Origin of the sequence: Eubacterium sp. MSJ-13 (assembly GCF_018918235.1) — a bacterium.
Classification (GTDB): domain Bacteria; phylum Bacillota; class Clostridia; order Lachnospirales; family Lachnospiraceae; genus Butyribacter.
Window position 1 is genome coordinate 1 of sequence record NZ_JAHLQE010000088.1, and the last position, 24,605, is coordinate 24,605.

Consider the following 24,605-nt stretch of genomic DNA (forward strand, 5'->3'; position numbering starts at 1 on the left):
CCCCCACTTATTGCTCTACGCAATAGAAGTGGGGGACTTCCTTGATAGTGTTAAATTTCATTTCATTATTGTTTTACTATTTTCCTTTATCGTTTTCCGGTGTCCGATATTTTCACCGTCAACCATTTTAATAAAGCAGTTCAACTATATACAAATCTTTTCTTAAGGCAAGATCCACAAATCCTGTTCCAATCTGAATCAATGGTCTTAAAGCATTGTACTTATTAAATAATATTATTTTTCCTTCCTGCCCATTATTCAATCTCACCCTGCACTGAATAAATGTCTGCGCAAGTCTTGATGTAAAGGTCATAAGTACACCTGGATCATAATTCCTGCTCTGTGTCTCGTTTAACTGTATTAAAACTTCAAAAGGAGACATCTTTTTATAGCCATTTTCCCTCATAAGCATCGTATCATAAATATCTGCAATCGCTACAACTTTTGCTATAGGATTTATGTTTCTGTTATCAACGCCAAGTGGAAAACCTGAACCATCCGCATGTTCATGATGCGTTAAAACTGCTTGCTTGATACTTTGATCTAAATTTTTATTTTTAATAAGTTCATATCCATACATTGTGTGTTTTGAAAATGTCGCTGTTTCAATTTCTTTATGAAAAGAAAATCCATTTAATTCATTTTGTGAAAACTTCAATATTCCTATGTCATGTAAAATTCCTGCAATCGCAACTCTCTCAATCATTTCTTCTCTATATCCAAGCCACCCTGCAAGTATCTGTCCCCACAATGCTGTATTAACTGAATGTGTGTACAACCCCTCTGCATTCTCTTTCATTTTAGATAATAAAACACATAAATTTACCGTACTGTTTGCCTTAATCACAACTTCATTCAGCGAATCCAATAACTCATTTACATCTACATCTTTATCATTTGATACAATTTCTTTAAGATTTTTTGATATTGTATCTTCCGCTATCTGAAAACCTTTCTTAAACTCTTTCTCCTGCTCGGGTGTTATCTTGCTTACTTCCTGTTCACTTTCTCCAACTACATTATATTCAACTGTTACAAAATCTATAAAATGTTTTGTCAACAATGAAATAATGTCCTGATTAACTACCGTTCCAGAACCGATCAAAAACGTCCCTGTTTTTGAATAGATATTATCCTTTATTATCATCCCGCTTTTCAATCTGTTCAAACGAATACGCATCTGTGCCATATTGTTTGTTCTCCTTTTATTGCTTATTATACTTTCGTAAAAACTTTTTCTGGCGAAATTTTATATTTTATTATCATTTATATTATACAATACTTTTTTACATTTTCCACTACTATTTCCAATATAATTCTTTGACATACTGTTATTTTATTGTTATAATATATTATATTAGTAATTATTATTGTTTACATCCTTAAAATCTTTTATTTTGTACTATTATATAGGAGTGATTTTTATGTCTATAATTCGTTACAGCAAACAACGTGAGGCCATTAAAGATTATCTTAAATCTGTCACATGCCATCCTACAGCTGACAATGTTTATTTAAACATGCAAAAAATTTTTCCTAACATAAGCTTAGGTACTGTCTATAGAAACCTGAATTTTCTTGTAGAACATGGAGAAGCTATTCAGATTGATTGTGGTGATGGCTTTGTACACTTTGATGGAAACCCTCTTCCCCACAATCATTTTTTTTGCAGATCCTGCAAAAAATTATTAGATATTGAAATGGATTCTATAAGCCATATTGATATTATTGCCAGCGCTAATTTTCCAGGCAGAATTGAAGGACACACTGTCCTTTTTCATGGACTTTGCGGCGAGTGCTGCTCACAGGAAAATATAAATAACAACGAAAATTAAACTTTTTGACCATCGAGTGAACATCCAATTTATTTCCAATATCAATCACTAATATATCAGATATGATATCTCTCATATCTGATATACTTTTATATATTAACCTTATCAAATGCCGCCCTTAATACAGATATATCTGCGTCCTTGTCAATCTGTAATGTTATTCCCATTCCCTTTGAATAAATATTATCCTCAAAACCTTCAAATTTTGACATAGCGATTATAGGAATACAGCCGCCACTTTTCTTTTCATATTTTCTTATTTCTAAAGCAAGATCGTATCCATTTTTTTCAGGAAGCTGTGTATCAGTCATTATTGCTGAATAATACCCTGTTCCATTCTCCTTATACATATTTAATGCCTCTTTCCCGGTCGAAGCACTCTCTACAGCAAATCCAAGACAAATAAGTTTTTGTCTTAACGCATTTTTTGATGTTATTAAATTTTGAACTATCAAAATTCTTTTTACATCACCTTTTAATTTTTGACCTATTTCAGATATTGTATTATCTTTAATTGAACTATATCCATCCTGAAAATAATTTTTATCTGTTGATATAGGTACACTCACCGTACACTTAGTCCCAACACCTTTTTCACTCTCTATTTTCAATTCACCATTCAAAACCCTTATAATATTTTTTGAAATCCACAATCCAAGACCAATTCCAAGCTTCTCTGATCTGCTGCCCGACTCCAATGGGATACTTTTTACTGCATTATCAATAATCCTCTTATCTATTCCCGGTCCGTTATCTTCTATAATAAATCTGTATATAAAAATATCCCCAAATTTCTGTTTGCTCTCGACCACCGTAATATCTATCTTCCCATAATCCTCTGTATATTGAACTGCATTTAATAAAATATTCTTTATTATCTGTTTTAACCTAATTTTATCAATAAATACATGATCATGTACAACATTGTCAAGATTTATATTAAGCACATGCCCCCTCTTTGATATATACTCACCTATTTCATCTATAATCTCTTTTAAAAGTTCATTTATAGATATTCTTTCAAACAAAAACTCTATATCCCCTGCTTCTATTCTGCTTACATCAACAATTTTATTTATATTTTCAAGTAGTTCATTAGATGCCTCTTTTATTTTTTTTATGTATACCTCATTATCATCATAATATCTCTTTGAAGCACTAAGCATATCTGTAACTCCAACAATATAATTAACAGGCATTTTCATATGATGCCCTATATGACGAAGAAACGCATTTTTTGATTCATTTGCTACCCTCGAAACATCATATGCACATCTAAGAGATTTATTTTCCATTATTTCTTTTATTTTTTCCTCATGAATATCTTTGACCAGCATAACACATTCTTTTACTTTACCTGTCTCATCATTATTAAGCCAGATAAAACTCATACGACTCCATAATAATTTCTTTTCAGTACTTATATACCTTTTATACTCAAAAGAAACCATTCTGTTTTCTTCTGAAAGAATCTTTCTAATATGATCTTTATCCATGAACTTTACTACATCTTCCCAATATTCTTTTGATATAATCTTCTCTGTAACCTGCGAAACATACTGTGTATAATTTATCATCTGACTTGTCGCATGCTCATCTCCACGCATCTGCTCAAAAATATAAATAGTATCATATTTCATATTGCAGATAGAAACTACATAAAATACATCTTTTATCGCCGCAAGAATATTTCTGCTTCCGACAATCTCCATTTCTTCCCTAAACACACATATACAATAATCTTTATCTCCGGCAAGATAAAATTCCGTTGAAAAATAACCTCCAAGACACACATTATATGAAGAAATCACTTCCGTCTTCTTTTTTTCCTCAAAAATATCATTAATCACCTGTTTTAACTGATCATATCTGTCACTAAAAAGATTAAGAAGAATACCATTGTCAGATATGTCTGCCAGATTTTCTTTGTTTTTAAGAGCATCGTTTAGATAAACTTCCTCAAATCCATTATTTTTTTCTAAATTTCGTCTGACTACCAGTACACCTACAGGCATATTGTCAAACGCTTTTGTAAATTCCAAATTTCATCCTCCATTATTACATCTGAAGTCCCCTATACTCTACGCATGTTGAAAATACGATAAGTGTTTTTGTCCTTCCATACTTCTGTAACTCTCCAATAAACTGATCCAACTCATCGGTACTTGGAAACAAAACTTCCAGCAGCATTGAATAATCACCTGTTACACAATTACATTCTACAACATTTTTGCAACTATTTATATATGGATAAAAATCTTTTTTGTCGATTGGTGACACCTCAAGATTGATAAATGCTTTTATGTGATATCCCAACTTTATCGGATTTATTCTTGCATGAAATCCCTCTATATATCCACTCTGTACCAGATTGTCAATTCTTGCCGACACTGCAGGTGATGACAGGTAAACTTTTTGTGCTATATCCTTTAACGACATTCTTGCATTCTCCTGAAGCATCGTTATTATCATTTTGTCAATATTGTCTAACTCATCGTTTTTCATCTTTTCCTCCACAATTTAGGTATATTTTCATTCTCTATAGTCCACCTGCTAAGCTTTATGCAAGTCAAATGCTAAATTTACCACCTAATAAAATTAAGTTTTTTACTTTTATACTTATTATAATAGCATAAAACACATTAATTCTGTATATTATTTTTTACTTATGTCCTCCCCCTTGACCAAATTGTTTTTAAAGCGTAATATCTGACATGTTGATGTGTCAGACACATGACAGATATATAGGACATATATATTTACGAATGTCACTTTTATCTGATAATGACAGTACAGTGACACTCATAAACTTAATTTAATATTTTTTAACGCCCAAAAGAAATCAGGATGACTGTTTATATGCCTCCTGATTTTTTTATTTAAAAAATTGTTCACATTTAATTAACAAAAACAACATTGCAAGTTCACATTCAATTGTTACTATAACATCATCAAATGAAACGAAATCATTTGATAGTGCTTAAATTTTTTTCATACCTTCTCCTTAAGAATCGTCACTCCAGGCGATTCTTATTTTTTTGTCTAAAATCCCCTTTTTTATTTAAATTTGTGGTACAATAATTTCCAAATATTCAGCTAATACAAAGAAATAAAAAATATTTTTTCCAAAAACGGAGGTAACAATGAAAGACAAATTTTTTAAAACTGCCGCTATCACCCCTGATATTAAAGTCGGTGATACGGATTTTAATACAGAAAACATCATAAAAGCAATGAATGATACACATAAACAAGGCGTGAAACTTGCCGTTTTCCCAGAACTTGTAATATCTGGTTATACCTGCAATGATCTTTTTTTACAAGATATTCTTCTCAAAGGCTCACTTGACGGTTTAAAAAAAATAATCAAAGCATCAGAAGACCTCGATATGGTAACTATTGTCGGACTTCCATTTATGTACAACTTTAAACTTTATAATGTTGCTGCCATTGTATTTAACGGAGACCTTCTTGGAATCGTTCCAAAACAGCATATTCCAAATTATTCAGAATTTTACGAAGCAAGACATTTCACTGTTGGAAATAAAGAAGTATCTTATATAAATATACCTGAACTTGGCGATTCCGGTTCATTTGTACCATTTGGTGCAAACCAGCTTTTCAAAGCCGAAAATCTTGCAGAACTTGTTATAGGCATTGATATATGTGAGGATTTATGGATGCCTGTTCCTCCATCATGTTATCATGCTATGTCATCTGCCACCGTTATTGCAAACCTTTCAGCAAGTGATGAAACTACAGGCAAAGACCTCTACAGGCGTGAACTCGTAAAAAATCAGTCAGCCCGACTTGTAAGCGGCTATATTTATGCTGATGCCGGTGAGGGTGAATCCTCAACAGACCTTGTCTTTGCAGGCCACAACCTTATAGCAGAAAACGGAAGCATCCTCTCCGAAACACAACGATTTGAAAATGGTATGACAATAAGTGAACTTGATCTTGGCAGACTTGTAAGCGAACGCAGAAGAATGTCAACTTTTACCATTAATAATCCTGAAGAGAACGGTTATGAAGTAACTGAATTTGAATTTAAAAATATTGGCGAAACTAATCTTACACGCCATTTTGAAAAAACACCATTCGTACCTAATGATAAAAACGATCGTGACCGCAGATGTGATGAAATACTGAACATTCAGGCAAAAGGACTTAAAAAACGACTTGAACACACTCATTGCAAATCAGCCGTAATCGGTATTTCAGGTGGTCTTGATTCAACACTTGCACTCTTAGTCACCGCAAAAGCCTTTGATATGCTGGGACTTGACAGAAGCGGTATCTGTGCAGTAACAATGCCATGCTTTGGAACAACCGACCGCACTTACCAGAATGCGTGTATCCTGACTGAAAAAATAGGTGCAACACTTAAGGAAGTCCCTATCCATGAAGCAGTTAATCTTCATTTCAGAGATATAGGACACGACAGTTCAATCCATGATGTAACTTACGAAAATTCTCAGGCAAGACAGCGCACACTTATCCTTATGAACCTTGCCAATGAGCTAAACGGAATGGTAATAGGAACAGGTGATATGTCTGAACTCGCACTCGGATGGGCAACTTATAACGGTGACCATATGTCAATGTATGGCGTAAACTGCTCCGTACCAAAAACACTCGTAAGATATCTTGTCTTATATTATGCTGAGACAACACCAGATAAACAGCTTCATGATGTACTTATGGATGTACTCGACACCCCTGTAAGTCCTGAACTTCTTCCACCTGACAAAGATGGAAAGATTGCACAGAAAACAGAAGACCTAGTCGGACCATATGAATTGCACGATTTCTTCTTATATTATATTATGCGATTTGGCTACACACCTTCAAAGATATACCGCCTTGCAAAATACACGTTTGACGGTGACTACGATAAAGAAACCATATATAAATGGTTAAGGACATTCTACTGGCGTTTCTTTGCACAGCAGTTCAAACGCTCATGCCTCCCCGACGGACCAAAAGTCGGAAGTGTTGCACTCTCTCCGCGAGGTGACTGGCGTATGCCTAGTGATGCATCTGTCAATATGTGGATTAAGGATATTGAGAAGTTGGAGAAACAGTTATAATGATTATAATACAATTATTATAATAAATCTGATTATTTATAAAAAGCAAAATATGGGTAATGTAAATCTGATTATTTTTTTGTTTACATTACCCATATTGTATTATAACTCAAAACACTAAAAAATTCCCCCCACCTCAATCACCTTGCCAAGCGAAAATGAATAAATAACTTTCTCTTTAACCTTCTTTCCTGTCACACTCTCAATCGCTCTGGCATAATAATCTAGCTGTGTTTTATACCTTTCTACCAGTTTTTCTTCCTGCCCTTTCATAACAAAATCCGTCTTATAATCAACAAGGATTATGTTCTCACCCTCATAGAAAAATGCATCAATAATTCCCTGAATCATTATAAGTTCATTACTGTCGCTCTTATCAGGATATACTTCATTCGCTGGTATTCCTATCATAAACGGCTGCTCTCTTTTAAGTTCTCCAGATACTGCTGCCGCCCTCATCCTGCTGCATAATTTACTTTTTGCAAACCACTCAAACTTCTTTACATTCAATGCTTTTGCATCTTCATGTGCCATATATCCACTCTGCACAAGTTCTTCGATAAATACTGCAAAGTCAAAATCTTTATCAAGTCTTTCATATGGAATATGCTCCATAACAAGATGATAAAGTGTTCCCCTTGAAGCCCCTGTCTTTACTTCCTCTTTTTTCATAAAATCAGGTCGTGGTATGTCTGCGTACCTGCTTTCTTTCTCCCTATCTACGCTATCAAAAAGTGAAATTTCCTCTTCTCTGACCGGATTTTCCTCAATATCCCCTGCATTAAACTCATCAAGTTTTTCCATCGCTATTCTTTTAAGTTCAGATACCGACACTTTCACCGGAATTCCAAGTTCATCCTCATATTTATATGCAAATTCCCTGTTCTGTTCTATATAATCTTTCATATCTTTATCATAAACTCTTGATGAATCCCAGTTTATAAGTTGTTTTTTCTTCTGTTTTGCTATCTCACGATTTTCTTTAGATACGCTTACAATATTGTTGACCGATACTACTTCAAGGTCAAAAAGTTCATCATTTGTTCCATACACCTTTTCAGGTTCAAGTTCTTCAATGCACTCCTTAAAAACAGGTCTGTCAGCTATTGCTGCCATTATCATATCTATGTGCCTTGTAAGCGAGAGAAGTCCTGAAAATTCAAGGTTTTGTCCCTTTTCTTTCCATGTCGTTATCTTCTTTTTTCCCTCTCCTCTTGCACCTATGTTTCCCTGCAAAATATTTGCAGATACTCCCGTAAGAAAAAGTTTTTCCTCTGCTCTTGTCATAGCAACATAAAGCATCCTTACTTCCTCTGCAAGTGCATTTACTTTTATCCTGCTTCTGAGGAAATTGTTGAACAGACTTTTTTCTGTATACATAAGTTCAAGATTTACATAATCAGTTCCGACACCATAATCTGAATTTATTATAACTCTGTCGTTTGCCTCCATCAGATTTACGCTTTTTCCAAGTCCTGATACAAACACGACTGGAAACTGAAGTCCCTTGCTTTTATGCATTGTCATTATTCTTACCGTATTCATGCTCTCATTGTTTACTGATGCCTCACCAATATCAAGAGATGCCTTTTTTATGTTTTCAACAAAATGCGTAAACTTAAATATTCCATGATGCCCATTTGCCGCATAATCTCTCGCCTGTCCAAGTAAAATATCAAGATTTGCTGCTCTTTTTTCACCTGCTGGCATTGCCGACATAATATCGTAAAAATCGGTTTTATCATAAATATCCTGTATTATCTTATCAACCGGAAGTTCCTTTGCCATCTCACGATAATAATTTAATCTGCCCATAAATTCTTCCAGTTTACAAGCAAGTTCATCTGCCTCTTTTTCATCAAGAACTATGTTTGTAGAATACTTTTGTGTGCCTTCCTCCTTCCTTACCGTCTTTACATAAAGACTTATCGCATCCCAGTAATCAAGCGTTCTTGGCATTACAGCTATTGCTGCAAGCTCATTATCACTAAGCCCTACAAAGATGGAACGAAGCACTGACACAAGCGGTATATCCTGTCTCGGATTATCTATTATCCTGAGCAGATTTGTCATTGTAAGAATTTCTATTGAATCATAAAATCCTGCTTTCGTACCCGCTGATACCGGTATTCCCATATCTGACAGCGTTTCAAGGAAAGGTTCTGTCCACCCTTGAACACTTCTTAAAAGTATTACAATATCACTGTATGTAACCCTGTGATAGCCCTGTTTTCCCATCACATAAAGCGGATTTTCACCCTGCACGAGCTCAATTATCTTATTTCCGATAGCTGCGGCTTCAAGCTCTTTGTCCATCATTCCATCATCATTATCTGCTTTTTTGTCAATAAGAATAATTGAAGCCTTTTCTGCCGTTTTTTTGTCTGTCTCCTCGTAAACTCTCCCCGGCACAAGCCTTGCCGCTTCATCATACTCAACACCGCCAAGACATGGTTTCATTATCTTCTCGAAGACTGCATTTGAACTTTCAAGCACACACGCTCTGCTTCTGAAATTCTGCTTTAAGTCAATTCTATGCTCCTTTGTGCCTTCCTCAAGACTATAACTGTTGTATTTATTCATAAACAATTCAGGTCTTGCCAGTCTGAAACCGTAAATACTCTGTTTCACATCACCTACCATAAACATATACGGAGCCGCCACAGGCTCTCCCGAAATACTGGTAAGTATAAGCTCCTGAACATAGTTGCTGTCCTGATACTCATCTGTCATTATCTCCTGATAATACTCTCTTAGTTCCTCCGCCACCTTACTTGGAACTATCTCACCGTCCTCATTTTCACTTGTCAGTATTGCAAGAGCAAAATGCTCCATATCGCTAAAATCAATAACCCCGTCTTCTCTCTTTCTTTTCGCAAATACCTGAATAAAATCAATCGTCAGCTTTACAAGTTCCTCTACGGCAGGTGCCATCTCATTTAATTCCTGTATCTGCTGTTCCAAAGTTTTGTTGAAAAATTTCTCCTGAAGTTTTATCATTCCTCCCTGACTTGAAAAATAAGAATCCCTGAATGCACTCGCCATATCCTTTTTTTCTGCATCCACATTATCTTTCTTGGTGATTCTTCCTTTGTCCATCTTTGAAACTTTTCTAAATGCATCATACAATTCCTCAAAATTCTGTGCCCTGCATATATCATCAAACTGCCTTATATCGTCCTCAAAAGCTGCCCTGTATTTTGCAGGACCGTCAGGCTCATCACATAATCTTACCGCTTTTTTCGCAAGTAATTTATAAGAATTTACAAGCTCTTTTACATAACTTACAAGCTCACCTATCCATTTTGTATTTTCAAGTTCATGAATATTCCTACATTTGTAGATATCCATAATAGAATTAAGCCATTTCTCAGGCCACGGATAACTCATGGCTTTCCCATATAATTCAAGCACGATCGACTCAATCTTACTGTCATTACGACCATGAGCAAACATTTCTGAAAATAAATAAAACGCTGAATTTTCATTATCTTTTTCTGTTTCATACCGCTGCTCAATAAGCTCAGCAAGAATTTCACTCTGAGCAATCTTCATATCATTCTCATTTGCAACCTTAAATACAGGGTCAATATCTATCACATGAAAATAATTTCTTATAACATACTGACAAAAACTGTGCATTGTCGTAATCTGTGCATTATGAAGAAGCGAAGCCTGCCTTTGCAGATGTTCATTGTCAGGTTCTTCAAGAAGCCTTTTCTCTATTGCCTCGCCTACTCTTGTTTTCATTTCTGCCGCCGCCGCATTTGTAAAAGTAACCACCAGCAGTCTGTCAATATCCACATTGTTTTTCTCATCAGTTATCATTTTTATAATTCGTTCTACTAACACCGCAGTCTTGCCCGAACCAGCCGCTGCTGAAACCAAAAGATTGCAGTCCCTTGCATCAATAACTCTCTGCTGGTCATCCGTCCATCTTGTATCACCCATATTATTCCTCCTCCGACAGTTCACGATGAATAAGCCTCATCACATCATCATCCGACAACTTTTCAAACACCCTATAATCATTTCCGTAAAGCCTGCTGTCAAATCTGCACACGCTCTTAAATCCACAATACATACATGCAGATTTGGGCTGTGAATCAGTCGTTTTATACGGATTTACAAGCGTATTTCCGTCAAGTATCTCCTCAGACATATCCACAACTTTTTTCTCCGTAAACCTAATAAGTTCATTAAGACAATCCGTATTTGTGACGCCCGAACTTTTCTTGAGCTGACCTTTTTTTCCTGTCTCGATATTACTTACCCATGAAATATAGTCAGACTTGTACACGCCATTATTCTGTTCAAGATTTCTGTCGTTTCCTTCAAGCATAGGAAAGTCCCCGTTTACAAGTCCATTCATTGCAAGTGATTCCAAAGTTTTCTGCTCAACATTCTCAGGTGTAACTTTCTCATTTAAAATAGGATCTTTAATCCTATAATAAAGCATACCTGCGGGCACAACAATCTTTTCAGTTTTAGATTTATTATCAATACTCGCTTTAAGATAAATAACAAGCTGCATCTGAAGCCCATAATAAAGCTCGCTAAGTGACAGCTCCTTGTTTCCCGTCTTATAATCGACAACTCTCACATAGTGCTTTGAACCATCTGAAAAACTGTCAAGTCTGTCAATCTTTCCAACAAGTTTTATAAGCTCCTCATCTGTTTCTTCAGCTTTTCCTACAGTTTCAAAAATAATCTCACTCTCAATAGTATCAAAACTTCCCTGACTCATCTGTTTTGAAATCGCCCATATTGTCTTATTAACAACATTGTGAATACGCTTTATCATATACTGGTTTCTGCTCGTGTCCCTCATAATCCCATCTTTGCAAAGACTTACAGCTTTCTCAACACATTCACCTGCTATCTTTTCCTGCTCTTTTTTATCAACATCCTGCCATCTTCTATTACCGGCAAGAAGTATTTTTGTATACATATCAAGAGCCTCATGTACGATATTTCCTATGTCATACGCCTCAATATTGTGTTCCTGCCTCTCCTGAAGTTTAAGACCATACTGCATAAAATACGAAAATGCACAAGCTGCATATTTCTCAAGCTGCGATGTACTTCCTCTGAGATTTTCCGGATAAAGACTCTTAGCGATCTTCTTTGAAATATTACTCTTGTTTTCTTTAAAGAAAGCCGCTGTCAATATTTTATCAAGTGTCTTTTTATTGTCCTCTGAACTAAAATAACAATTATATATTTCCTGCCATTTTTTATCAGAAAAATCCCCATTTCTAAGACCTGCGATAAGATACTTCTTTCCCTCATCATCAGACCATGCGTTTTCTTCACTTTGCTTTCTCTCCTCAAACTTAACGCTTATTTCCGGAAAAATCTTATTTATCCTCGAAATAATATATGACGGCTCATTTACACTTCCATCTCTCTCGCTGTCACAATATGTTATATATAAATGTTTTGAGGGCTTTGTGAGGTTTAAATAAAGATAAAACTGCTCCGTATATACCTGCTGCCTTGCCGTAGGTGCAAGTTCAAATTTATTTTCTGCAAGAAAATTTCTCTCCGACTCTGAAATAATACCGCCGTTTCCACTGCCCTTTGGAATATTTGATGAATTAGCCCCCACAAGAAACATATATTTTATATTTGAAATCCTGGTTCTTGACAAATCACCAGCCATAACCTGATCTATCCCCGGCGGAATCACTCCTATCCTCGCCTCAGAAAATCCAACATCAAGAATATCCTTAAATTCTTTAAGTGACATCTCCTCGTCACCCATAAGCGAAACAAGTTTTTCAAAAACTTCTATAACCATTCCATAAAGCTGCCTGTACTCACTCGCCATATCAAAATTTTCATTTTCTTCGTAATCGTCAGCAAATTCCATAAGTTTTTCATAAAAATGCTGTCTCTCAAAAAACTCAAATAAAACCGCAGCATATTCCCTTACTGTATGCTTTCCTTTTGCCGTTTTCTCATAAAGCTCTGACATATTTTCAAGAACACTAAGCCTTACATTCTCAACAACCCCGTTTGCAAACTCCTTTGACTCGTCAGTCATTTTTCTGTAAGCATATGTCGTATTCCACTCCCTGTTCCACGATTTAAAACCCCTGATTCCCGTAGCTAGAAGATAATTGTCAAGAATATCATTCTGACTGTCACTCGTCCAGGAAAGACAGCTTTTCAGATAGTCCATCACATCTTCATAAGCAAAATCTTTTATTATTATCTGCAAAAGTGCATCAATCGCACGCACCAGCACACTAGACTGAACACCTCTTTTCTGGTCAACAAAACAGGCAATCCCCGCCTTTTTCATTGCATGCTCGATAATACTTCCGTATGTTTCAAGACTTCCGGCAACAATAGCAATGTCCCTGTAACGGCAGTCCCCACCAACAAGAAGTCTCTTTATCTTCTGAACTACAAAATCAACCTCATCTTCGGCATATTTAAGCACATGACAGCTTATATCAGAAACTTTGTTTTTCTTTTTATATTTTTTATACGGATATCTGAACAGATTGCGTTCAAGCCACTCAAGCTCCTCTGACTCACCAAATCTAGTCTGGCTTATCTCTTTTCCAGTCCATATGTCATCTAAAACTTCAACACCTGTTTCACCTGCAATCTGCCTTATATTGTGAACTGTCTTTCTGCTCATAAAAAATAACTGATAATTTTTTCCTTTATTTATAACCGACTCCCTGTCATCAGCTGTCACCGTAACATAGACCATTTCAGCCGTCTTTATAAGTTCACGCAGAAGCCTGTACTGAAGCGGCGTAAATCCCGTAAATTCATCAAGACATATCACTGCTCCATTAAGAAGTTCTGACTGCGATATCACATCGGCAAACACACTTAAAAGCTCCTCAGATGTAATATAATTTTTTTCAATATACTCCTTAAATGTCTTAAAAGCCACTGACATATCCTGCAATTTATATTTAAGAACAGTTTTTTTTTCAGAAGCCTTAATCATCCTGTCTATCTCGTCCTCATCAGCACCATACTGTATAAGCTCTGACATAAACGACTTAATCTCAGAAATATAACCGTCCTTATTTATATTCCTTCCAAAATATTTAAGCTCGTCCTTTTTTTGACCAAGCACTTTTTTCAATATCATAATCTTTCCAAGATCATCAAGCACCTGCAAATTTTCTGCACCTGTCTCCGAAAATACCCTGAACGCAAGCCTCACAAAACTCTGCACATCAACATTCATAATGCCATGTCCAGGACTTATCTTTATCATATCCTTCTGCGTCTGCATGGTAAACTGCTCAGGCACTATCATAATGTAATTCTTCTTAGGATTTTTCACAGCCTCCTCCATAATCTTATGCTGCAAAAAATAAGTCTTACCTCTGCCTGAACCACCAAAAATAAACTGAACTGCCATCCCGTTATCCTTTCTCCTGTAGTTTATAATCTCAGTATAAATGTTATACTTACAGTATAACACAAAACAGAGGCCAATAGGCTGTCATTCACAGTAATTACCACGTTTTATGTAAGCATGATATGCTTTGTGAATATACGCATTTATTGCACCTCTGCTAAATATTGCATTATTAATTTATCACCCCAAACCAACTGCCGCTGTTTGCTTTTTTAATCAATAATACTTACAACCTCTGCTCATCAAGCACCGTTTTAACCGCATCAAGAATAAGTTTTTCAGTATACATTGAATTCTTTGACAATACAACTTCATCGATTGAAACACCAGATGAAAGCTGCTTTGACACATCCTTAACCGCCGATTTCATAAGCGGATACATAGTTTCTACCGAATCATCCAAATTCTTAACCTTAACAGACTTAACCTGTTCCTCATCAAGAGCCACTTCAAGATTTATTGTATTTTCTCCTATCACAAACTGACTCTCATAAACTCCCGCTCTATATACTGCATCATTTTTATATGTACTGCTTTCATTATTTATGTTATTCTGCGTACTCTCACTTTTTGGAGAATTTTGTCTGCCAAACATAAAAAATAAAACAATAAGCAGCAAAATTCCTATTCCGACAAACACAGCCGTATATACTACTTCCTTCATACGCAAAACCACAATCTTTGTTTTTGACATGGCAACCCCCATAAGTTATATCTTAAATATAAAAAGCTATTAAGCAGCTCATCACTATTCACACTTTATAATGCAAACAGTGCTATCAACTTCTCTTACTAAATATATATGCGTAATGAAAAAAGTTTATTACTATTTTTGTTCCTGAACCATCTGAATATCATTCTTTAAAGATAACGCATATTTCTCTGTTTGTAAAAATGCTATGCAAAGTTACTGATGTTTTCTTTTATACAAAATTCCTGCTGCCACAATTATGATAACACCCGCCATTCCGACTACTGCCACTGTTTTTTTGACACCTATACCTCTATCCCCATCCTTTTTCACATTTTCACTGCTATCATAATCGTTTATCTCATCTGATAAATCTAAACCATCAATCTTGCTAGTTTCCTTTTTATCTGATATTTTTCCTGTCCCCTCTGAACCACTTGTCTTATCCATAAGCTTTTTTCCATTCTCACCAGATGTTTCTGCTGTCTTTTTTAAATACTTTATTATTACTTTCTTCTTTTCATCGTAACTTATTTGTTTAAACTTTGAATAATTAAATTCAATATAATTTTCTGAACCATCCATCATTTCTTCGCCTCCAGCATTGGAGCCATCATATACCATTTCATTTTTCTCTTCTGTTTGTGCATATATACTCCTATCTATCCAATAAAATAATGTATCATCAGTTATCTTATTTTTAATGGCGGTATATTTGTCCCAAATCTTATCATAATTAAATTTAAGCTTGCCATCCTCCTGCAAGATACTAAACAAACAGAATTTTTTATTATTTTTCTTTACCACAAAATAATATACATCATCACCGTATTCATTATTTGTATCTTCCTGAGCCGGCTCATAAATTTCAAACGGATTGCAGATAACTATTTTATCATCATCCTTTAAATCACCTATAGCATCATGCAGATTCTTATATGCCAGTGGTACATTCTGCAAAAAATCATAATCACTTTCATTTTTATGCTTTTGATAATATTTTATAACTTTATCAACATTCTTTTTAAACATAACAGGTGCAGTTTCCAAAACATTTTTAGGAATATACTTTGCATATATTCCATTTTCAATAAGCTCAACTGAATATGCCTGTGCTTTCACCGAACCATATCCACAAATAACAAATAAAATCACAATTAAATTAACAATAATTTTTTTCATAACCATCATCCTCCCTTATTGTCATCATTTTTACATATGGAATGTTTGTGCAAAACATAAACTCTACTTATTAGGTTTTCACTTATATGTTGTGAAACTCAATTATTAATACATAGCTTGAAAACTGATTTCATGCCTGCGAATAAACAATAACCATACTAATTTCTCTGTTATAAATAATAACGATATGACATTGTAAGATGATGCAGAATATTTTTATTTATTTTTGGAAAAGTCAAGCAGATATTCGCAAGTCGCACCATATTTATGAACAGAAATATGTAAAAAAGCAGGATTGCTGTTTCACAATCCTGCTTTAAAATTTTATATACATACACACTATTTATGTACAATAACTATTCAACTATCTTGCTCTTTCCATCCTCTATTATAAGTTGTCTTTGTGCCTTAGCTGCCACCTTCATATCATGCGTAACAAGCACTATTGTTTTTCCCTCATTATTTATTTCCTGAAAAAGATTCATTAATTCTTCTCCTGTCTTTCTGTCCAATGCCCCAGTTGGTTCATCCGCAAGTATGATATCAGGGCATGTCACCATTGCTCTTGCTATAGCAACCCTCTGCTGCTGACCTCCAGATATTTGTGCAGGCTTCTTTTTTGAAAGTTTTTCTATTCCAAGTCTCTCCATATAATAATTTATCCGTTTCTTTTTTTCCGTCATAGACATTTTTCTACAGTTTAAGGGAAGCATTATATTATCATAAACCGTATATTCATTTAAGAGTGCAAAATACTGAAAAACAAAACTTATTACTTCATTTCTTGCTTTGCTTAGTTGTTCATTTGAAAAGTCATTTACAAGCTGTCCATTTAAATAATACTCACCACTTGTCGGTACATCCATACATCCAAGAATATTTAAAAGGGTTGACTTACCAGAACCCGATGGCCCTATTACAGCCCAAAAATCTCCCTGTTCTATCTTAAAATCTATATTATTAAGTGCAACTGTCTCAGACTCACCTTTTCCATATATCTTACTTATATTTTTTAATTGTGCAACTGTCATTATCATCTTCCTCCTATTAAGCCTATCGGTTTCAATTTTCGCATACATATTTTTAAAGATATAACAGACGGAATACACATTAAAACTGCTGCCACTCCACCTATTAGTGCGATATCACCTGAAAAAATATAACCATCAGAACATACCACATTACCGATAACACTCATTCCATTTCCAATACAAAGGATTCCTATAATACCTGAAAATACATAAGCTGCCATAACTATACTCAATATTTCCATCGAAAACATATTTACAATTTGTTTCTGAGTGTATCCCACAGCCAGCCTAACACCTATTTCTTTACATTTTGAATATACATTTGTAACTGCTAAAGTTGCAGTTCCTAAAGCAATCAGTACAAGCATAAGAATCGAAAAGCTAAGCCACCCTATATTTTCTGACACAATTGTATTATACTGCTCCTTTAATTCGCTGCTTACCAATTTTGTCTGCTGAATAATATTAAATTTTTCTGCTAAAGAATTTATTTTTTTGATTACATTACCTTTTATCTCTTTTGAATCTGCTACCAAATAATAATGCATTTGAATTTCACTATTTTTTTTAGGTATTAGCGAAATAATCTGATTATCTAAGTATGTTATCACTCCGTCTGATATAGATTGTAAAAACCAATGATTGTCTGGTTTTAATACTCCAATTACTTCACAATTCTTATTTGCCACAGTATCTTTAATAACATCACCAACACTTACAGAATATTGTTTTGCTAATTTATTTCCAATTATAATCGGATTTACTTTTCTTCCAAAATCCTTTTCCTCAAAAAATCTTCCGGATTGAAACTTGAATTTTTTTATATTTTTTAATCCAATATCAATTTTTAAATTTCCTACTATCTCATTATCAAATGCATCACTCTGAAAGTCTGTATTTGCATAACTTATTAATTTGCCTGATGTAATCTTTCTGACCTCGTTACAAAAATTATTAAATTGAGTTATTTCTTGATCATCATTCTGAACTTCTATATCATACAATATATTTGTTTTTACATCTATTGTTTTTTGAACTTCCTTGTATATATAAAAGGCTTTTTGAATAGATGCCATTGTTATAAAAAAATATGTTATTACAACGATAACCTGCAATAATAACAATAAATTTTTTAATTTCTTATTCCATATACTTTTAAAAATCTCCATCATATACTCTGACCTTCTTTCAAAACTTCGACAGGTGGTATCTTCATCGCTTTTATTATTGGAATTATTGATATTAATATTGATGTAAAAAATACTATAAATAACGCTATAAGAATATTAGGAAGATATAACCGCAGGGTATAATCTGATATCTGCTTAATAAAAATTTCTAAAATTGCCTGGATAACAATTGCTATAAATGCTGCAATTCCTGATATTCCAAGTAATTCCCCAAGTATTATTTCTGCAATGTCTTTGTCAGTATATCCAAATGCTTTTCTTAATGCTATTTCATACCGGCGTTTTTCAATCCATAACATAACAGTATTTATTGAATAAATTAAAGTCACAACATATCCCATTACAGATAGCAGATATATAGGATTCTGATTTTTTATCAGTTCATCTGCCATATTTTCTGTTTTAATCTTTCCTTGATATTCAATTTTAAATCCCTTATCTAATTTTTTTCCATTTTTTTGTATATTATTTTTATCAAAGTCAAGTTTTCCTAATTCATTGTATAAAATCAAAGTCATACCTCCACTTGATAATTCCAGCTTTCCCTCTGTCTTTTGTGGAAGTGCTGTTGCAGGAATACTTATTCTGTTATCCCATAAAGATTTACCGCCTTTTCGTCCTATCACTCCGAATACTTCATATTGTTCACCGCCTAAATGTATATACTTTTTTCCATTCTTATCTTCAATATATTTTTCTAAATTTTTTCCTATAAGAGCAACTTTCTTCTTATTTTTTATTTCACCTATTGTATAATATCTTCCTGAAATCAATGGATAATGCCATTTTACATCCTCAGAAAACCATTCAGCACTCACAGGATTATATGTATTTATCGAAGCCTTATCCACATGAACCATAATTCCATTAAAAATAACACCCGTATCCTTCCTGAGATTCTTAAATATATTCTTAACATCATCTTCACTTAATTTTTTATCACTCTGCCCCCAAATCATATATAAACTTCCATTTGGCGGCGTATTCTCTTTTTTGTTATTCCCTGCATAAACATGCTCAAATGTAAAGCTGATTCCAATTGAAATCATTAAAATTGAAATTGTTAAACCCACAATCATGCATATAGAAGTCACTGTTGTATTTGATAAACGGTACATGGTTATTTTTGTAATATCCGATATCTTTTTCATATAACAATTTTCCTCTTTCTCATATTTTATATTTAGGATATTACAATATATTTTTTTAAGAAAAAAGTAGTTAATTATTTAAGATTTCTTTAAGACCATCTTTATATGCTTAATAACTCTTATCGCCTCAATATATCTTGCCATTTATGATTATCTTCTGTATATTATTCACATCAACAATGCTGTTAAATCCGTCACCATCCGTAAATTCATATTTTTTATTTTTTGAATACATCTGCCTTTACTTAACATGTTACTATTCCCCTATTATTTTTCATCCGAAAACAAAAATGTTTGTTCATACCTTTCTGTTTTCAATGCATTTAAAAGACTTCCCATTCTCACATTTATTTCTATTTTTTCAGAGTTTTCATAAATTTTATCTACTATACGATACAGTCCCTCTTGCCTCTTTTTTTCATACTCATCCAAAACTTGTTTGATAACACTATCTTTCTGTGATTCTAGCAGATTTTCTTTATAATTGCTATATGAATATACTTTATCAGGATACTCCCCACTACAACTTCCAAAAGAGCCATCCTCTCTTAAAAATAAGTTCATATACATATATCTCATTCCATCACACTGACATTGAGTAGCCATAGATGACCACCTATTATTAATACAATCCACCTCATTTATCAAGGTTTCCATAAACTCCGGATCATTTGATGCTTTTTCCAATATTTTAATATCAAAAGCAATGCTTGTTGTTCCTAATTCACTAAAATTGCCTAACTTTACATTTTGTAGGTATTCTTTTGGAAGCCATCCATTTTCAAATCTCTCAACCGAGATATCCTCTACAACAAATGATGCGAATGGAAATCTTTTGCATAATTCCTCAAAACAATCAACTCCACTCTTCTTATCATTACCTGAATTTTTTTCATCATCTATATCTGTTTTTTCTTCTACCAAAAGCATATCAGTATTAGAAACAGAAGTTATACTTTTAAAAGAATTATTACCAATTATATTCATATTGTCTCCTCCCTAAAAATGATAAAGTAACATATCGTTTATTGAAAACTCATACATATATTTTTTAAATCAGATAATTGATACATAAATATATCACATACAGTTACTTTTATTATATAGAATATATCGGATATTTTTAAGTATAAGGTTAGAAAAAATGAGAATATATTATTATATTTTAGAATTTTTATTTAACAGTTAAATACCCCTATCGTAACTGATAAGGAACTTCGCCATAAACTAAATATACCTGAAAATTTTTAAATAAACATTATATAAAAAGAAAGACAGGAAAAATTAATACATAAAAAATTTTCCTGTCTTTTTGTTATCTATAATTTATTATATTCATCTTTATACAACTGTTTAACAGCTCCTTAACCTAAAACAGCATATGTAGCTTTACTGAAGTACCATGCGTACCGCACCATACATTCCTGCATCATTTCCAAGTTCAGCAAGTCTGAATTCGGTATTTTTAAGTGCAAACATTACATTCTTCTTGTACTGCTCTTTTACAATGTCGATGACCACCGGTCCATTCTTAGACAGACCTCCGCCAATTACAAATGCTTGTGTATCAACTACAGAAGCAACATTTCCAAGTCCCATTCCAAGATATATCGCAAATTCATTTACAACCTCTTTTGCGATCTCGTCTCCTGCCTTATATGCATCAAAAACTTCTTTGCCGCCTATTTCATCAACAGCAAATTTTCTAAGCTCAGAAGGCTTGTCAGATGCTTCAAGAAGCTCTTTTGCCATCCTGATAACACCTGTTGCTGAACTGTACTGCTCAAGGCATCCCTTGCAGCCGCATCCACATGTAAGTGTCTCCTTAGGATTTACTGTGATATGACCAATCTCTCCGGCAGCTCCGTTTTCACCTGTAAGAATCTTACCGTCCATGATGATTCCGCCGCCTACACCTGTTCCAAGTGTAACCATTACGATATTGTCAAAGCCTCGTCCACCGCCACGCCACTGTTCGCCAAGAGCTGCGACATTTGCATCATTACCAACTTTTACTTTTTTAACACCTGTGAGCTTGCTCATCTCATCTGCAACAGAGAAAATTCCCCAGCCGAGATTTGCACATTTAAGAACTCGTCCATCCTCTGTTATAGGTCCCGGAACGCCCATTCCAATACCAAGGATATCTTCTGTCTCAATAGATTTTTCTTCATTCTTTTCCTCAATAGACTTCACAATATCAGGAAGGATATTTTCACCATTGTTTTCTTTTCTGGTAACAATCTCCCATTTTTCAAGCATATCGCCTTTTTCATCAAAAAGTCCCATCTTTACTGTAGTTCCGCCTATATCAATTCCATAAATATACTTTGCCATCTTTTTTCCGCCTTTCTTATAATACAATATTTTCTAAATTCTAATAATTGCTATAATTCTTCGACAGCCTCATATCTGATACGAAGCTCAGGTATTTTTTTCATCTCTGTATAATAATTAACCGCCCAATCATCGCCCTGGCTTTCGTCATTTTCACCTGTTGCCGGTGGTGCAAACATCTTTAATGTAAGAACCTGTCCATCTTTTACTTCTGAGTCAAAGAACGCAGGCATAAGGTCAACAGTCTTAGTCTCAGGTGCTTTATAGAACCACCTTCCGTTTATCTCCATCATGATATTAAGTTCTTCTTCAAAAGTAATCTCAAAAAATTCCGGATTTCCTTCCATCTTAATATCAATGGCAACACCGTCTGCATCTTCAGAACCGCCCCAGCGCATTTTTGCTGGAAGTTCCACCTTATCTTTTTCCTCAATAACAGGCTTGAAATAAGGATCTTTTAAAATTTCCTGATACTGTTTAAGTAACGGCTGTGCGATTCCCACTGATTTATTGTTTGGATCTTCTATCTCAAGACCAAGGCGTCCCCTGTCTCTGAACTGATACATAGAAAAACCATCAAACCAGTCTGCATCATCTTTCTTTATCCTGTCAACAAATTTCTTAATAGAATCACCCTGTCGTCTTGGGCCAGTCACATCTCCATCGGTATTAAACTCAGATATAACAAGAGGCTTACATACATTGTCAGCAACCTTTGTAAGACGCTTTGAAGTCTTTTCAAGCCTTTCCACAAATGTATCAAGCGGTGTCACTGCATAGCTGTTTCCACCTTTCTCACATACATCAAACGGCCATCCATAATGAAGTGCAAGATAACAGTCATTTGACCAGTAATCAGCTACCTTATATGCCTCTGTAAACTCTTTTTCGTACTGTATAGGTGCATCATCCTCAAGACTTGTAACACAACCTCCACAATACACGATAGATACATTAGGAGCTTCCTCCTTGACAATCTTTGCAAACCTTACAAAGAAATCACCTATCTCCTGATATGAAAATCTCTGATTGTGAGTAAACCAATCACCTGTACATTCATGGTTTATACGAAGCCTCATTCTTCCAAAGGTTCTAAGCTCCTTCGCAATCTGTCTAAGATATTCATCCTCCAAAGAACAGTCTATCGTAAGTGTCAATGCAACATCCTGTCCATGTTTTCTGATATCCCGCATAAAAGTAAACGGCTCACCATCCATGCTGCCGCCTATACCACCAAGATAAGGGAAATAATCGTCATACGGATAATCCCACTGAAAATGAATTTCCATATCCTTGCAAGCCTCACTTATCCTCTGAGGCCATTCCTTATCCTTAGGATAATATGTATACATAATGCCAATATTTCTGTGAGGTCTGCCAAGCACATTCAGTATATAATCCTGATTTACATACTCTGCTCTCTCACTTCCATCCCCCAAGTCAAGACCACACTTGGCAGGATTCAAAGTAATTCTCTTTAAACTCTCCATAAATCTCCTCATTTCTTTTATTTTCTCTGAGACTCATTATAAGCTATTTTCTTACCTAAACAACTTGCAAATACACTAATACACTTTTTCAGAGCTTTTCCACTTGCTTCGCAAGTTAATATTTACTCATTAATGAGCCTCAAAAAACAAATGCCTGCTTTGCAGTCGCTTGTTTTTCTCTAAAACTCATTATATCATACCTAAAACATATTCTACCACTAAAATATCAGTTTTTCTTTTCTTAGACAGTAAACAGACAGCTTTTCTTTTGCGTATTATACTGGACTTATAAAAATTCCAAGATTAAGCGGCTGATATGTCAACAATATAAAGGCAAAAAGCTGTATCAGATTAACAATCAGCAATGTTTTTCCACAATTTACTGTCTGTTTTTTATATGAGTTTATCAACACATGATATTGTAATGCGAAAGCAATAAAAACAGCAATAAAAAATGTACTTATATCAATCCACGCCACCTCAAACCCAAGTATCCCCATATATCCATAAAATAAAAACGGTATACTCCATGTACCCACCATATTTCCAAATAATCCTGTATATACAATCCTATACAACTCATTACTCTTTTCTTCCTTACAACCCACTATCCCCGTACTATCTTTCTTTGAAATATATTTTTGGTCAATTTTTCTTTTCACGCATAAAAAGCAGCCAGAAATATAAAGCAGCATAGGTATAAACAACAACTTCATATGTTCCCATGTCGACTCATTGACAGGCACAAACAATCCAACAAACCATGCCTGACCCGACCAATCATATACAAAATGAAATAGCGTTCCCAATATCCCAACAATAAAAAATCCTGCTATAACATATTTTTTATAAAACTTTCTTATGTCACCGTCAATAAACATCAACACATCTCCCAAAAATATTTTATCAATTATCTATAAATCCTATAATAAGATTTATAAAGACTCTGATAAAAATATTGTATGTAATAATATTGATTATATGTGAAACAGATTACATTTTTGCTGTATATATTGGTTATGTTTGCTTTTTTCATATGTTATTATATCACTGTAATGCATAGTGTATAAGGTGTGTAAATTAGATTTAAACCAGTAACCCCCTTTGAGGGCAACAAAGTAAATAGAACAATAGAATTTTTTAACTTATATAATCGAGTAGGAGGGAAATTTAACTAAATTTCCCGACCTCTCACACCACCGTGCG

Annotated in this window: 16 protein-coding genes; 2 read left to right on the top strand and 14 right to left on the bottom strand. The window is 34.3% G+C overall.

Annotated elements, in window-relative coordinates; genetic code table 11:
• Positions 1-127 precede the first annotated feature (127 nt).
• The gene (locus tag KQI69_RS05280; RefSeq protein WP_216564302.1) at positions 128-1,189 is read right to left on the bottom strand and encodes an HD-GYP domain-containing protein; all 1,062 of its coding nucleotides are present in this window, start codon (positions 1,187-1,189) and stop codon (positions 128-130) included.
• A gap of 235 nt (positions 1,190-1,424) precedes the next feature.
• Here KQI69_RS05280 and KQI69_RS05285 point away from each other — a divergent pair, with 235 nt between their 5' ends.
• Complete coding sequence (locus KQI69_RS05285; protein ID WP_216564303.1) at positions 1,425-1,835, top strand: transcriptional repressor; 411 nt, start codon at positions 1,425-1,427, stop codon at positions 1,833-1,835.
• 89 nt (positions 1,836-1,924) lie between these two features.
• On the opposite strand, the gene KQI69_RS05290 is transcribed toward KQI69_RS05285, so the two are convergent.
• Entirely contained in the window at positions 1,925-3,877 is a 1,953-nt protein-coding gene (locus KQI69_RS05290; RefSeq protein WP_216564304.1) for a hybrid sensor histidine kinase/response regulator, read from the bottom strand.
• A gap of 16 nt (positions 3,878-3,893) precedes the next feature.
• On the bottom strand, positions 3,894-4,340 hold the full coding sequence (locus tag KQI69_RS05295) for an Lrp/AsnC family transcriptional regulator (protein ID WP_216564305.1): 447 nt from the start codon (positions 4,338-4,340) through the stop codon (positions 3,894-3,896).
• Positions 4,341-4,978: 638 nt separating this feature from the next.
• Here KQI69_RS05295 and KQI69_RS05300 point away from each other — a divergent pair.
• Positions 4,979-6,928, top strand: coding sequence for an NAD(+) synthase (locus KQI69_RS05300; RefSeq protein WP_216564306.1), 1,950 nt, complete (start codon positions 4,979-4,981; stop codon positions 6,926-6,928).
• Between the two features lie 117 nt (positions 6,929-7,045).
• Here KQI69_RS05300 and addA read toward each other — a convergent pair whose 3' ends face one another.
• The 11 genes from addA to KQI69_RS05355 form a co-directional block, all read right to left on the bottom strand.
• Complete coding sequence (gene addA, locus KQI69_RS05305) at positions 7,046-10,879, bottom strand: helicase-exonuclease AddAB subunit AddA (RefSeq protein WP_216564307.1); 3,834 nt, start codon at positions 10,877-10,879, stop codon at positions 7,046-7,048.
• 1 nt (position 10,880) lies between these two features.
• Positions 10,881-14,327, bottom strand: coding sequence for a PD-(D/E)XK nuclease family protein (locus KQI69_RS05310; RefSeq protein WP_216564308.1), 3,447 nt, complete (start codon positions 14,325-14,327; stop codon positions 10,881-10,883).
• A 226-nt stretch (positions 14,328-14,553) separates the two neighbouring features.
• Positions 14,554-15,021, bottom strand: coding sequence for a hypothetical protein (locus tag KQI69_RS05315; protein ID WP_216564309.1), 468 nt, complete (start codon positions 15,019-15,021; stop codon positions 14,554-14,556).
• 213 nt (positions 15,022-15,234) lie between these two features.
• On the bottom strand, positions 15,235-16,200 hold the full coding sequence (locus tag KQI69_RS05320; protein ID WP_216564310.1) for a hypothetical protein: 966 nt from the start codon (positions 16,198-16,200) through the stop codon (positions 15,235-15,237).
• 356 nt (positions 16,201-16,556) lie between these two features.
• A complete protein-coding gene (locus KQI69_RS05325) occupies positions 16,557-17,231 on the bottom strand; it encodes an ABC transporter ATP-binding protein (protein ID WP_216564311.1) in 675 nt (224 codons plus the stop codon).
• Positions 17,232-17,233: 2 nt separating this feature from the next.
• On the bottom strand, positions 17,234-18,403 hold the full coding sequence (locus tag KQI69_RS05330) for an ABC transporter permease (protein WP_216564312.1): 1,170 nt from the start codon (positions 18,401-18,403) through the stop codon (positions 17,234-17,236).
• Positions 18,400-19,572, bottom strand: coding sequence for an ABC transporter permease (locus KQI69_RS05335; RefSeq protein WP_216564313.1), 1,173 nt, complete (start codon positions 19,570-19,572; stop codon positions 18,400-18,402). The genes KQI69_RS05330 and KQI69_RS05335 overlap by 4 nt, the downstream gene beginning before the upstream one ends.
• A gap of 267 nt (positions 19,573-19,839) precedes the next feature.
• The gene (locus KQI69_RS05340) at positions 19,840-20,559 is read right to left on the bottom strand and encodes a hypothetical protein (protein ID WP_216564314.1); all 720 of its coding nucleotides are present in this window, start codon (positions 20,557-20,559) and stop codon (positions 19,840-19,842) included.
• A 402-nt stretch (positions 20,560-20,961) separates the two neighbouring features.
• Entirely contained in the window at positions 20,962-21,909 is a 948-nt protein-coding gene (locus KQI69_RS05345) for an ROK family glucokinase (RefSeq protein WP_216564315.1), read from the bottom strand.
• A 50-nt stretch (positions 21,910-21,959) separates the two neighbouring features.
• Positions 21,960-23,399 (bottom strand): hypothetical protein, encoded by a 1,440-nt coding sequence (locus tag KQI69_RS05350; RefSeq protein ID WP_216564316.1) that lies wholly within the window; start codon positions 23,397-23,399, stop codon positions 21,960-21,962.
• Positions 23,400-23,674: 275 nt separating this feature from the next.
• Positions 23,675-24,280 (bottom strand): DUF6512 family protein, encoded by a 606-nt coding sequence (locus KQI69_RS05355; RefSeq protein WP_216564317.1) that lies wholly within the window; start codon positions 24,278-24,280, stop codon positions 23,675-23,677.
• Positions 24,281-24,605: the final 325 nt, after the last annotated feature.

Coding starts and splice junctions, on each gene's coding strand:
- KQI69_RS05280 (WP_216564302.1), bottom strand. CDS start 1,189: ATGGCACAGATGCGTATTCGTTTGAACAGATTGAAAAGCGGGATGATA.
- KQI69_RS05285 (WP_216564303.1), top strand. CDS start 1,425: ATGTCTATAATTCGTTACAGCAAACAACGTGAGGCCATTAAAGATTAT.
- KQI69_RS05295 (WP_216564305.1), bottom strand. CDS start 4,340: ATGAAAAACGATGAGTTAGACAATATTGACAAAATGATAATAACGATG.
- KQI69_RS05300 (WP_216564306.1), top strand. CDS start 4,979: ATGAAAGACAAATTTTTTAAAACTGCCGCTATCACCCCTGATATTAAA.
- addA (WP_216564307.1), bottom strand. CDS start 10,879: ATGGGTGATACAAGATGGACGGATGACCAGCAGAGAGTTATTGATGCA.
- KQI69_RS05310 (WP_216564308.1), bottom strand. CDS start 14,327: ATGGCAGTTCAGTTTATTTTTGGTGGTTCAGGCAGAGGTAAGACTTAT.
- KQI69_RS05315 (WP_216564309.1), bottom strand. CDS start 15,021: ATGTCAAAAACAAAGATTGTGGTTTTGCGTATGAAGGAAGTAGTATAT.
- KQI69_RS05320 (WP_216564310.1), bottom strand. CDS start 16,200: ATGAAAAAAATTATTGTTAATTTAATTGTGATTTTATTTGTTATTTGT.
- KQI69_RS05325 (WP_216564311.1), bottom strand. CDS start 17,231: ATGACAGTTGCACAATTAAAAAATATAAGTAAGATATATGGAAAAGGT.
- KQI69_RS05330 (WP_216564312.1), bottom strand. CDS start 18,403: ATGATGGAGATTTTTAAAAGTATATGGAATAAGAAATTAAAAAATTTA.
- KQI69_RS05335 (WP_216564313.1), bottom strand. CDS start 19,572: ATGAAAAAGATATCGGATATTACAAAAATAACCATGTACCGTTTATCA.
- KQI69_RS05340 (WP_216564314.1), bottom strand. CDS start 20,559: ATGAATATAATTGGTAATAATTCTTTTAAAAGTATAACTTCTGTTTCT.
- KQI69_RS05345 (WP_216564315.1), bottom strand. CDS start 21,909: ATGGCAAAGTATATTTATGGAATTGATATAGGCGGAACTACAGTAAAG.
- KQI69_RS05350 (WP_216564316.1), bottom strand. CDS start 23,399: ATGGAGAGTTTAAAGAGAATTACTTTGAATCCTGCCAAGTGTGGTCTT.
- KQI69_RS05355 (WP_216564317.1), bottom strand. CDS start 24,280: ATGTTTATTGACGGTGACATAAGAAAGTTTTATAAAAAATATGTTATA.